This window comes from Paenibacillus ginsengarvi, from assembly GCF_003626695.1.
Taxonomy (GTDB): Bacteria; Bacillota; Bacilli; order Paenibacillales; family NBRC-103111; genus Paenibacillus_AB; species Paenibacillus_AB ginsengarvi.
Genome location: NZ_RBAH01000017.1, coordinates 14,366 through 26,017, shown reverse-complemented (window position 1 = coordinate 26,017; position 11,652 = coordinate 14,366). Strand labels below are relative to the sequence as shown.

At 55.8% G+C, this 11,652-nt stretch carries 11 protein-coding genes; 9 read left to right on the top strand and 2 right to left on the bottom strand.

Annotation, left to right across the window (positions count from 1 at the left end):
- Positions 1-109: 109 nt before the first annotated feature.
- The 3 genes from D7M11_RS21555 (at position 110) to D7M11_RS21545 (ending at position 3,495) form a co-directional block, all read left to right on the top strand.
- On the top strand, positions 110-1,390 hold the full coding sequence (locus D7M11_RS21555; protein WP_120749333.1) for a glucuronate isomerase: 1,281 nt from the start codon (positions 110-112) through the stop codon (positions 1,388-1,390).
- 135 nt (positions 1,391-1,525) lie between these two features.
- Positions 1,526-2,452 carry a dipeptidase gene (locus D7M11_RS21550; RefSeq protein WP_120749332.1) on the top strand — a complete coding sequence of 309 codons (927 nt, stop codon included), beginning with the start codon at positions 1,526-1,528 and terminating at the stop codon, positions 2,450-2,452.
- A 95-nt stretch (positions 2,453-2,547) separates the two neighbouring features.
- The gene (locus D7M11_RS21545; protein WP_338042508.1) at positions 2,548-3,495 is read left to right on the top strand and encodes a VanW family protein; all 948 of its coding nucleotides are present in this window, start codon (positions 2,548-2,550) and stop codon (positions 3,493-3,495) included.
- Between the two features lie 11 nt (positions 3,496-3,506).
- Here D7M11_RS21545 and D7M11_RS21540 read toward each other — a convergent pair whose 3' ends face one another.
- A complete protein-coding gene (locus tag D7M11_RS21540; RefSeq protein WP_120749331.1) occupies positions 3,507-4,394 on the bottom strand; it encodes a cation diffusion facilitator family transporter in 888 nt (295 codons plus the stop codon).
- Positions 4,395-4,750: 356 nt separating this feature from the next.
- Between D7M11_RS21540 and D7M11_RS21535 the strand changes: the two genes are divergently transcribed.
- Positions 4,751-5,488, top strand: a complete 738-nt coding sequence (locus tag D7M11_RS21535) for a polysaccharide deacetylase family protein (protein WP_120749450.1) — start codon at positions 4,751-4,753, stop codon at positions 5,486-5,488.
- A 108-nt stretch (positions 5,489-5,596) separates the two neighbouring features.
- Complete coding sequence (locus D7M11_RS36500) at positions 5,597-5,773, top strand: hypothetical protein (protein WP_158606767.1); 177 nt, start codon at positions 5,597-5,599, stop codon at positions 5,771-5,773.
- 53 nt (positions 5,774-5,826) lie between these two features.
- Here the strand turns inward: D7M11_RS36500 and D7M11_RS21530 are convergent, their stop codons facing one another.
- Positions 5,827-7,275 carry an amidase family protein gene (locus D7M11_RS21530; RefSeq protein ID WP_120749330.1) on the bottom strand — a complete coding sequence of 483 codons (1,449 nt, stop codon included), beginning with the start codon at positions 7,273-7,275 and terminating at the stop codon, positions 5,827-5,829.
- 199 nt (positions 7,276-7,474) lie between these two features.
- Between D7M11_RS21530 and D7M11_RS21525 the strand changes: the two genes are divergently transcribed.
- The 4 genes from D7M11_RS21525 to rhaA all read left to right on the top strand — a co-directional run bounded on the left by D7M11_RS21525 (position 7,475) and on the right by rhaA (position 11,639).
- On the top strand, positions 7,475-7,753 hold the full coding sequence (locus D7M11_RS21525) for a hypothetical protein (protein ID WP_120749329.1): 279 nt from the start codon (positions 7,475-7,477) through the stop codon (positions 7,751-7,753).
- Between the two features lie 152 nt (positions 7,754-7,905).
- Positions 7,906-9,975, top strand: coding sequence for a bifunctional aldolase/short-chain dehydrogenase (locus D7M11_RS21520; RefSeq protein WP_120749328.1), 2,070 nt, complete (start codon positions 7,906-7,908; stop codon positions 9,973-9,975).
- Between the two features lie 17 nt (positions 9,976-9,992).
- The gene (locus tag D7M11_RS21515) at positions 9,993-10,364 is read left to right on the top strand and encodes a sensory rhodopsin transducer (RefSeq protein ID WP_120749327.1); all 372 of its coding nucleotides are present in this window, start codon (positions 9,993-9,995) and stop codon (positions 10,362-10,364) included.
- Positions 10,365-10,376: 12 nt separating this feature from the next.
- Entirely contained in the window at positions 10,377-11,639 is a 1,263-nt protein-coding gene (gene rhaA, locus D7M11_RS21510; protein ID WP_120749326.1) for an L-rhamnose isomerase, read from the top strand.
- Positions 11,640-11,652 lie beyond the last annotated feature (13 nt).

Sequence of the window (11,652 nt, the reverse complement as noted above, 5' to 3'; positions counted from 1 at the left end):
AGGCGTGTACAATAGAGGAAAAGCTTCTGCGGAGGCTTTTCTTCTAGCAATATGCACACGTTAACATTGTGCGCGATCCAAAATTCGCAGTCGGGAAAGGAAGCAGAAGATGGCTATTCATAGTAAAGAGGAGCTCCGTTCGTTTGTCCGCGAGACGGTCCGTTCAACCCCGATTTCCGATATTCATACCCATCTGTTTACCGAAGATTTCGACGGCTTGCTGTTGTGGGGAATCGACGAGCTGCTGACGTACCATTACTTGGTGGCGGAAACGTTCCGCTTTCATCCGGATCTGGCATACGAAACGTTCTGGGCGATGTCGAAAAAAGAGCAAGCCGATCTCGTGTGGCAAACGCTCTTTATTGAGCATTCCCCGTATAGCGAAGCGTGCCGCGGCGTCCTGACCGTTCTGAACCGGCTTGGGCTGGATGTAGCGTCCCGCGATCTGGAAGCGTACCGGGCCTTTTTCGCCTCGAAGTCGACCAGCGAATACATTGACCTCGTCTTCAAGCTGTCCGGCGTTCATAATGTCTGTATGACGAACGATCCGTTCGTCGACGCGGAGCGCGAAGGCTGGGCGACTATCGACAACGTGGACCCAAGATTCCATACCGCTTTGCGGATTGACCCGCTCCTTATGCAATGGGAAGAAAAAACGTGGGAGCGTCTTCAGGAATGGGGCTACGACGTCGAGCAGCAGGTAACGGACAAAACGGTGGAAGGCATCCGCGAATTTTTGCGCGTCTGGATTCGCAAAATGAATCCGCTTTATATGGCCGTATCGCTGCCGCCATCGTTCCGCTATCCCGAGCAATCGGCCCGCGGCGCGATTATCGAGAAATGCATTCTTCCGGTTGCCCGCGAGTTCGATATTCCGTTCGCGATGATGATCGGCGTCAACAAACGGGTCAATCCCGCTCTGGGAGACGCAGGAGACAGTGTTGGGCTAAGCGATGTGCGCGTAGTCGAGCAATTGTGCGCCATGCACCCGGACAACAAGTTTTTGTGCACGATGCTGGCTAGAGAGAACCAGCACGGTCTCGCCGTTGCGGCCCGCAAGTTCCGCAATCTGCACGTATTCGGCTGCTGGTGGTTCCTGAACAACCCGAGCCTGATCGAAGAAATGACGCGTATGCGCTTCGAGCTTCTCGGCACCAGCGTTACGCCGCAGCATTCGGATTGCCGCGTACTCGATCAATTGCTGTACAAATGGGATCATTCCCGCGACATTATCGCAAACGTACTGGCCGACAAATACTGCGACCTGCTCGACACCGGCTGGAAGCTGAAGAAAAAAGAAATTCGCCGAGACGTATCCGACTTGTTCGGCGGTGCGTTCTGGCGCTTCCTCGGCAAACCGAATCCGGTTGAAGCCGTAGCAAACGTTTGATCCGAGGCGGGCTTACCCGCAGCGTTGATGCACCGTTCCCCGACTTCCTTTACGGAAGCCGGGGTTTTCTTTTTCCCGCTGACCTGGAAGATTTCGCTATAATGAGGGTATCCTCGGTTGAAAGGATGAAATGTAATGGATATTATCGATTTGCATTGCGACGCCCTATATAAAATATGGGAATCGGGCGGGAAGCTGGCGTACCGTGACAGTGAAGAGCTGGAAACGAACTATGAGCGTCTCCACGCAGGCGGCGTGATTGTGCAATGCTTCGCGCTGTTCGTTCCTCCCGCCGTGAAAGAGGAGCATCGCTTTCAGGCGGTGCTTGACCAGATTCATTATTTTTACGAAGAGGTGCTGGGCAACAATAAAGAAATGAAGCAACTAACGGACTGGAGCGATTTCGACCGGCTGCAGGCCGGGGAGATCGGCGCGATGCTGACGCTGGAAGGAGTAGATGCGCTAGGAACGGATCTACACAAGCTGCATCTGGTACACCGGCTGGGCGTACGGTCGATCGGCATGACCTGGAACAACGCCAATCTGGCTGCGGACGGCGTCATGGAGCCGCGAGGAGCGGGGCTCACCGCCTGGGGCAAACAAATCGTCGCCTTCAATAACGAGCACAAGCTGCTTACCGACGTCTCCCATATAAGCGAGAAGGCGTTCTGGGACGTGCTGGAGCTTGCCGATTATCCGATCGCCAGCCATTCCAATGCGAAAGCGCTTTGCGACCATCCGCGCAATTTGACGGACGAACAGGCGAAAGCGATGTTTGCGAAAGGAGCGATGGTGCACGTCATTTACAACCCCCCGTTTACGAAAAAAGGCGGGGGCGCAACGATCACGGATCTGATCAACCATATCGACCATTATTGCGCGCTTGGCGGCGTTCGCCATATCGGCCTCGGTTCGGATTTGGACGGCATTTCCAGCCATATCGCAGGGCTTGAGCATGCGGGCCAAAGCCAGTCGCTGATAGAGGAGCTGCTGAAAAAGTACAAGGAAGACGAGGTGCGCGGTTTCGCCACGGGCAACTTTTTGCGTTGTCGGCCGACCTGACTTACGTACCCTGGACAGGCCGACATAAATTGAATTCAGTTAGGAAACTGTATCTAGGAGGTACAACATTTCGAGGCGGTTAAGGGGGACCTATATTGAAAACCGCATGGTTAGCCGCGATACTGATGTTTCTGCCGCAACCGCAGCAGCAGCCGCTCCCGGATGTCGCAGGTCCTTTGACGGTCGAGCTTCAAGGCCGCACCATTATGACTGTTGATCGGATCGACTATTCGCTGCCCGGTCAAACGATGGTCGATCCGGACAAATTGGCTAAGCTGATCGAGAAAATCGACCGGCTTACCTACGTGCCTCCGAAAAATGCCGTCATCGGCGATAGCGGTGGCATCGTCCCCGAGCAGCCCGGGTACAAGCTGAATCAAGATTTGTTTGCCGAACGGTTTTACGCTTACTTTTATTCCCGGGGGCCGGAGCGGACCGAACTGATCCGCAGCAAAGTATTCCCTCAGGTAGATAGCGAGCTGCTCGCGGCTATACGCCAAAAACCGATCGGCTCTTACGCCACCTATTACAATTCGGGGAACAAAAACAGAGCGCACAATATGGCGCTCGCTTCGAAGTCGATCAACAACTACGTCGTTTTTCCCGGCGAAACGTTCTCGTTCAACCGCGTCGTCGGCAAACGCACGACGGAAAGAGGTTATTTGCGCGCGCCCGTCATCGTTAGGGGCGAACTTTCGGAAGATATCGGCGGAGGCATCTGCCAAGTGTCGTCGACCTTGTACAATGCAATCGACCGTGCCGGCCTTCAGATCGTCCAGCGTTATTCGCACAGCCGCCATGTGCCGTATGTGCTGCCCGGCCGGGATGCGACGGTAAGCTGGGACGGACCGGATTTTGCATTCCGCAATCCGTACAATCAGCCGGTGCTCATCCGTTCGTTCGCCGGGGGCGGCACGATGTTTGTGGCGATTTACTCGTCCGATACGATCGAATACAAGCCGCGGGAAGTGCCCGGCATGTCTAAAAAGCTGCCGGAGGAAGTTTCGGTCGAAACCGAGGCGGGGCGGGATCGCACCCCTTAAGGAGCTTTAAGCTATTTGTACCACGGATTCAAGTGGATCAGCACTTCGTCGACCTCTTGGTGCCGGTCCATAATCGCTTTTTTGATCGAGCGGGAAATGTCGTGTCCCTGCTGAATGCTAAGTTCGCCGGGAATGCTGACCCGCACGTCGACGAGAATGTAATGCCCGTGCTCCCGGGCCCGGATACGGTCGATCCGTTTCACCTGCGGGATGCTCTCGACGAGCGTCTTGTATTCGTTCAGTTTCCCGGCGTCAACCGCCTTCTCCATCAAAATATCGATCGCTTCCAGCGCCATATGGTACGCGAGCTTCATAACAAGAATAGAGACGATAATGCCGGCCGCCGGATCGCCGTACGTCAAAATATGAATGTCGTAAGCATCGCCGATCAGGGCGAGCCCGATGCCGATGACTGCCGCTACGGACGCATAAACGTCGGCCAAATGATCGTAGGCGGTTGCGATCAGTCCTTTGCTGTTTTCTTTTTTGCCGATCCGGATGGTGTACATGTACAGCCACTGCTTCCAGACGACCGACACGATCGCGGCGGCGAGAGCGAGAAGACTGGCCTCCCCCGGTTCCTCGAAGAAGGCGAGCACGGCGTGGTAGCCGATATAAACCGCAGCGAGTCCGAGAATGATCGCAACGATGCCCGAGCCGAGCACTTCGGCTTTGCCGTGGCCGTACGGATGATCTTCGTCGGCGGGACGTTTCGAGATGCGCATGGAGCTGAGCGCGGCCATCGTAGCGATGACGTCTCCTGCGTTGTGTACGCCATCCGCGATCAATACCTGGCTGTTCGCCAGCATCCCCACAATCAGCTTCAAGGCGGTTAGCAAAATATTGCTGATCAAGCTGATCCAGACTGCCTTCATGGACGAATTGTTCCCTCCGGTCATCATTCATTGCCCCCTACAGCTTTTTTTCCCGAAGGAAACAAAAATCCTTGACCGTTTTCGGTCAAGGATTTGGAATTTATATGAAGTTTGCGCAAAAATCCCGGTATCCATTCCATCACCACATCTTTCGCCAATTCCTATTAGTATACCATGACTTTCTTGGCAGGAGCAATGAACGAAGCTGTGTTCATTTTGTGAACGAGCCTCAGGCTCTGAATGGAAATAAAAGGGGCGTCCGGCTGCGGAGTATAGTTGACCGTTAACGGAAATAGTACCAAGTACAAGTTGCAATCAGCAACCATCATAGAACGAGCTTGCGCTCTGAAGGAGATCCGATGGGAACTTTCCGGAAAACGATGATTTTGACGGCCGCCGCTTGTCTGTTTAGTATGGTCCTGCTTCAATATGTCGACTCTGCACCGGCGAAGAAAGGCCGCGAGTATTATGAGGAACGCGGAGAGATCGTATGGGAAGTGCCGACCGATCAAAAAGTTATCGCGCTAACGTTCGACGACGGGCCGGACCCGGTCGATACGCCGGCGATCTTGGAGCTGCTGAAGCAGTATGAGGCCAAGGCTACGTTTTTTGTCGTCGGCCAGCGCGTCGATAAATATCCCGACATTGCGAAACGGGAAATCGCCGAAGGGCATGAGATCGCGAATCACACATTCAGCCATCAATATATGAATCGCAACCGGTTGTCGGCAGCGCGGATCGAGGAGGAAATTACGAAGACGGAGGCAAGCATCTTCAAGGCTACGGGCAAAAAGCCGCATCTGTTTCGCCCGCCGGGCGGCTACTACAACGAACAGGTGGTTGGCGCTTCGAAACGAACCGGCTACAAAGTCGTCATGTGGTCCTGGCATCAGGACACGGAGGACTGGAGCACGCCCGGCGTAAAGAAAATCGTAAACAAAGTGCTCGGCAACGCCCGCAACGGCGATATTGTGCTGTTTCACGACTATGTCGAAGGGAAATCGCAAACCGTCGAAGCGTTAAAGCAAATTTTGCCTGATCTGAAAAAACGGGGGTTTACCTTTGTTACCGTTTCGGAACTGCTTTCGCACCGGAAGGCGGCGACGGTTGAAAACTGAACGGGTCCTTGATGGGCGGGGAAAATGAGCGTTTGCCGGTCATACTTTTCGCTGCGCTCGAATACACTGGTTTTTGTGTTCGAAATTATGTATTGGAGTGAAAAGACAATGTGGACTGCAGTACAAACGAAACCGAAGGCCCAAGCGAAAGCGAAGTTCGACCGGCACGCCCTTATGATCCGGTTTGTCAAAAGGCATTATAAAGGGCTGTACGCTATGCATCAATGGGTGGAGAGCATTAATAAAGAACGGGCGGAGCGGCTGGAAGCTGCCTCAGGATCATAGCTCTTCGTTGCAAGGGAAACGGCGGGAGCGGCGGGGAACGCCGCCCGTACCGCCTACAAAACCGGCGGAATCCGACGCGGACGCAATAACTCGAACGCGTGCGCAATCCGGATCAGTACCTGCTCCGTGAACGCCCGGCCGGTAAACATGATGCCGAACGGCCGTCCGTTTGACAAATATCCGGCCGGAACTGCGATGGACGGATAGCTGGCTTTAGCGGCGATCGATTCCCCGTTGGAATCGGGAAACAACAAGGCATCCAGCCGATACTCGTCCATGACCTTATCGATTCCTTCCTTTCTCGACAGCCGAATATCGCTTAGCCGGTCGCGAATATAGCCGGGCTCGGTCAAGTACCCCGACGTTTCCTCCGCTTTTTCCAGAACATACTGCCCGTACTTCAGCATCTTTTCCGGATTCGCCTTGTTAAAGGCTATCAGCTCTTCCAGCGAGCGAACGGGCAGTCCGGTCGGCAGACGATTCAAATAAGCGTTCAAGCCTGCTTTGAACTCATGCCTGAACACGCTCGAATTCCGGCTTTCCAGTTCCTCCGTCGAACCGATGTCGGCAGGATCTACGACGATGGCCCCCGCGCCCGACAACTCCCGCACAACCTCTTCAAACAGCTTGCTTTCCTCCGCAGGTAGCGAATCCGCGTAGAAACGTCTCGGTATTCCGATTCTTTTTCCTTTTAATCCGCCCGTTAAAGGTAAGCACGAAACGTTCAACTGCTCCCGGCCTCCGGAACGGGCTGTTGCGGCGTCAAGAGGATCAACGGCGCACATCGCGCCGAGCAGCAGCGCGGCATCGCTAACCGTTCTCGCCAGCGGGCCCGGCGTATCCTGACTATGCGACAACGGGATGACGCCTCTGCGGCTAATGCGCCCGAGCGTAGGCTTGATACCGACGACGGAGTTGCAGGCGGCCGGGTCGAGAATCGAGCCCGACGTTTCCGTGCCGACTGCGGCTGCGGCAAAACCTGCGGCGACGGCCGCTCCGGAGCCTGTGCTCGAACCGCCGGCATCAAAGCGTCCCGGCCCGTACGGATTCAGCGTTTGGCCGCCGCGCGAGCTATAGCCGCCGGGCATGTCTTTTGCCATATAGTTGGCCCACTCGGTCATATTGGTTTTGCCCAAAATAACGGCGCCCGCAAGCCGAAGGAGCAACACGAGAAAAGCGTCTTCGCGGGCGTAGTGACCAGCCAGCGCCAAAGACCCGGCGCTCGTATGCATGCCGTCTGCCGTATCGATATTATCCTTCAGCAAAATAGGGATGCCGTGCAGCGGACCGCGTAACGTTCCCCGGCTGCGTTCCTCGTCCATGGCCTCGGCTATAAACAAAGCGTCCGGATTCAGCTCCAACACGGCATTGATGCCGGCTCCTTGCCGATCGTGGGCGGCGATCCGCTCCATGTAGGCTTGTACAAGCTCGAACGAGGATAGCTCTTTGCACGCGAGAGCGCGCTGCAAATCGGTTATCGAGGCTTCTTCGATCCGGATCATTCGGTTTTCCTCCCGATAAAGTTATTATTCTTATTTTCCCGTCGGCGGCGGATCGTTTCAAGTCCATTTTCAAATAAAGCTATACAATCCGTTGCGCGAAAGCCGCAAATATGCGCCGGCCCGCGTAAGCCTAGGTGTGAAAGGCTCGTTACTATGCTACAATAACGGCATACGGAAGAATAGGAGAGTAGAACGACAGATGAACGATTATACGAACGATCCGAAATTGCTGCAATACATAAAGGAGCATACGAAGGTTAGCGAGGCGAACATCCGGCTGGTGCTGGGGCACGAGCAGGCCTACGTGAGCCGGATGCAAAAAAATGCGAAGCACGACGTCGAGATCGACAGCGACGAGCTGGTCGATTATGTGCTCAGCCGTCCCGATGTGAAGCTGAGCGAGCTGGACGTGGACACGATCCTCGATCTTGAGATGAAATATTTGCTAGATAATGGACTCGCCGACTATGACGATTGAGCCGTAGGCTCGAACCGAAAATATTTGAACCCGAAGAAACAACTCTTTTGCAGAGTTGTTTCTTTGTTTTCTTTTGATTTTGTTATATTCAAAAATAAACAAAGATGATATAGTGGATTCAAACACAAACAAAACACAACGGAGGAGAACCAATGGTACAAAGCTTGTGGGAGCAATCTAAGGCATCCGAACGGAAAGGCGGTCTCGAGGAGCTCGTGTACCGTTCCAATCTGATCGGCACCGATCGCAGCGTATGCAATTGGGGCGGCGGCAACACATCGAGCAAGACGACGGTCACCGACTTTCGCGGGCGCGAGGTCGAGGTGATGTATGTGAAAGGGAGCGGCTCTGACCTTGCGACGATGAAGGCGGGCAATTTCACTGGCCTGCGGATGGACGACATTCGCCCGCTGTTCGAGCGGGAGTCGATGAGCGATGAAGAGATGGTCGCCTATCTCGCGCACTGCATGATCGACGCGAAGCACCCGCGGGCGTCGATCGAGACGCTGCTTCACGCGTTCCTGCCGTTCAAGCATGTCGATCATACGCATCCGGACGCGATCATTAGCCTGTGCTGCGCGGATAACGGGCAGTCGGTGGCACGCGAAATATTCGGCGATAGATTCGTTTGGGTACCGTATGTGCGTCCGGGCTTCTCGCTGTCCAAAAAAATCGCCGAAGGCGTGCTGGCGAATCCGAAGGCCGAGCTCGTGCTGATGGAGAAGCACGGCCTCGTCACTTGGGGCGAAACGTCGGAAGCCTGCTACGCGAAGACGATCGCCATTATTAATGAAGCGGAAAGCTACATCGAAGCGCGCGTCGACGCTGCGAAGCTGTTCGGCGGCCGGAAGTACGAGACGCTGCCGGCGGATGTCCGCCGGCAGCTGGCGGCGAAAGTAATGCCAACGGTTCGCGGGGCGGTCAGCGACGAGAAGAAAATGCTGCTGTCGTTCGACGACGGGGAGGATGTGCTGCAATTCGTCTGCGGACGCGATTCCGCGCAGCTGTCCCAGGTGGGCGCCGCTTGTCCGGACCATCTCGTGCATACGAAGGTTGTCCCGCTCTTTATCGACTGGACGCCTGACGCGAACGACGCGGAAGGGCTCAAGGCGAAGCTGAAGGAAGCGATTGCGGGTTACAAGGAGCAGTACAAGGCGTACTTCGAGCGCAACCGTAATGACGGCGACGTCATGTTCGAGGTGGCGCCCCGCGTTATCCTCATTCCCGGCGTCGGCATGATCAATACGGGCAAAAGCTGGGCGATGTCCCAAGTAAGCGGCGCGCTTTATCACCGCGCAATAGCGGTCATGAGAGGAGCTACCGCCCTCGGCTCGTTCGTCTCGCTGACGGAGAACGAATCGTACAACGTGGAATATTGGCCGCTCGAGCTGTACAAATTGACGCTCGCTCCGCCGGAAGCGGAATTTTCGCGCAAAGTTGCGTTCATTACGGGAGGAGCCGGCGGCATCGGCAGCGAAACTGCTAGACGGCTGGCGTCCGAAGGCGCGCATCTCGTGCTGGCCGACCTCAATCTGGAGGGAGCGCAGAAGGTTGCGGACGATATTAGCGCAAAGTATGGCGAGAACCGGGCTGTTGCGATTAAGATGGACGTAACGAAGGAAGAGGATATCGCTGCGGCTTACGCCGAAGCGGCGCTGACGTACGGTGGTGTCGACATTATCGTCAACAATGCGGGACTCGCGACCTCCAGTCCGTTCGCCGAAACGTCGCTGAAGGAATGGAACCTGAACATGGGCGTGCTCGGCACGGGATATTTTCTCGTAGCGCGGGAAGCGTTCAAACTGATGCAGCAGCAGGCGATCGGCGGAAGTATGGTGTTCATCGGCTCGAAAAACTCGATCTACGCCGGCAAGAACGCATCGGCATACAGCGCCGCCAAAGCGCTTGAAGCGCATCTCGCCCGCTGCATTGCAGCCGAAGGAGGAGAATTCGGCATTCGCGTCAATACGATTTTGCCGGATGCGATCCTGCAAGGCTCGGCCATCTGGAATTCCAACTGGCGCAATGAAAGGGCTGCGGCGTACGGCATCGAGCCCGATCAGCTGGAAGAATATTATCGCAAACGGACGACGCTGCTCGTCAACATTTATCCGCGGGACATTGCCGAAGGCGTCGCTTTCTTCGCTTCGTCCCAATCGTCCAAAACGACGGGCTGCATGCTGACGATCGACGGCGGCGTACCGGCCGCATTTACAAGATAAATTTCGGAGGTGCTTGTATGCACAAAGGTGCTGGCGCAACACATTGGTTCATTCCGGATGCTTACATACCGGAAAAAAGCTCGGGACTTCTGACCAGTCACGAATCGGTTTGCGTGCTCAACAGTTCGTCCGACGACGCCAAGCTGCTGTTTACGATCTTCTTCGAGGACCGCGAGCCGCTTGAAGATATTGCCGTCATCGTTCCCGGCAGGCGTACGCTGCATATCCGCACAAGCTCGCTTCAGAAGGACGGAGCGGGTATACCGGTCGGCGTTCCGTACGCGATCGAAGTGAAAAGCGATATCCCGATTATCGTGCAATACAGCAGACTGGACTCCACGCAGGCGGAAAACGCGCTCATGTCGGTCGTCGCTTACGCGGTCCAATAAGGAGGAGCTTCCATGAATTCCGAAATCGAAAAAAGCTATGAAGCGGCGAAGCGGCTGTATGCTTCGCACGGAATCGATACCGACAGCGTACTGGAAAAGCTGAAAAACGTCAAAATATCGATGCACTGCTGGCAGGGCGACGACGTCCGCGGCTTTCTGAACCGCGACCAGGATCTCACCGGCGGCATCTCGGTAACGGGCAATTACCCGGGGGCGGCCCGCACGCCCGCGGAGCTGCGCGCCGATCTGGAGAAGGCGTTCTCGCTTATTCCCGGCAAGCATAAGGTCAACCTGCATGCGATCTATGCCGATACGGAAGAGAAGGTCGAGCTGGACAAGATCGAGCCCAAGCATTACGAGAGCTGGGTCGAATGGGCGAAGGAGCATGGACTCGGGCTCGATTTCAACCCGACCTGCTTTTCCCACGAGAAATCGAGCGACGGGTTTACGCTCAGCCATCCGGACCCGGCGATCCGGCAGTTTTGGATCGACCATTGCAAGGCGTCGCGCAAAGTCGGAGCCTACTTCGGCGAACAGCTTGGACAAACTTGCGTAACGAACGTCTGGATTCCCGACGGCTTCAAGGACGTTCCGAGCGACCGGCTTGCTCCGAGGCGGCGCCTGAAGGACGCGCTCGACGAAGTGTTCGCGGAGGAGCTCGATCCTCGCCATCATCTGGATGCCGTAGAGAGCAAGCTGTTCGGCCTCGGGTCAGAGGCGTACGTCGTCGGCTCGCACGAGTTTTATATGGGGTACGGTTTGCAGAAGGGTAAGCTAATCTGTCTGGATGCGGGCCATTTCCACCCGACGGAAGTGATCTCGAACAAGCTGTCTGCGCTGTCGCTGTTCGCCGACGGCATTCTGCTGCACGTGAGCCGTCCGATGCGTTGGGACAGCGATCATGTCGTAACGCTGGACGACGAGCTGCTCGAGATCGGCAAGGAGCTCGTTCACGGGGATCTGCTCGGCAAAACGTATATCGGACTCGACTTCTTCGATGGCAGCATCAACCGGGTAGCGGCATGGGTTATCGGCACGCGCAACACGATTAAGTCGCTGCTGCGGGCGATGCTCGAACCGATCGAAGCGTTAAGACAAGCGGAGCTGGCAGGCGACTATACGACTCGTCTCGCCTTGACCGAGGAATTCAAGTCGTACCCGTTCGGCGCCGTATGGGATTACTACTGCGCCACTTCCGGCGTGCCGGTACGGGAAGAGTGGCTGGCGGAAGTGAAGGGATACGAGCGGGACGTGCTGCTGAAGCGGGGCGGCTGATAACTTTTCGGAT

Coding starts and splice junctions, on each gene's coding strand:
- D7M11_RS21555 (WP_120749333.1), top strand. CDS start 110: ATGGCTATTCATAGTAAAGAGGAGCTCCGTTCGTTTGTCCGCGAGACG.
- D7M11_RS21550 (WP_120749332.1), top strand. CDS start 1,526: ATGGATATTATCGATTTGCATTGCGACGCCCTATATAAAATATGGGAA.
- D7M11_RS21540 (WP_120749331.1), bottom strand. CDS start 4,394: ATGACCGGAGGGAACAATTCGTCCATGAAGGCAGTCTGGATCAGCTTG.
- D7M11_RS21535 (WP_120749450.1), top strand. CDS start 4,751: ATGATTTTGACGGCCGCCGCTTGTCTGTTTAGTATGGTCCTGCTTCAA.
- D7M11_RS36500 (WP_158606767.1), top strand. CDS start 5,597: ATGTGGACTGCAGTACAAACGAAACCGAAGGCCCAAGCGAAAGCGAAG.
- D7M11_RS21530 (WP_120749330.1), bottom strand. CDS start 7,275: ATGATCCGGATCGAAGAAGCCTCGATAACCGATTTGCAGCGCGCTCTC.
- D7M11_RS21525 (WP_120749329.1), top strand. CDS start 7,475: ATGAACGATTATACGAACGATCCGAAATTGCTGCAATACATAAAGGAG.
- D7M11_RS21520 (WP_120749328.1), top strand. CDS start 7,906: ATGGTACAAAGCTTGTGGGAGCAATCTAAGGCATCCGAACGGAAAGGC.
- D7M11_RS21515 (WP_120749327.1), top strand. CDS start 9,993: ATGCACAAAGGTGCTGGCGCAACACATTGGTTCATTCCGGATGCTTAC.
- rhaA (WP_120749326.1), top strand. CDS start 10,377: ATGAATTCCGAAATCGAAAAAAGCTATGAAGCGGCGAAGCGGCTGTAT.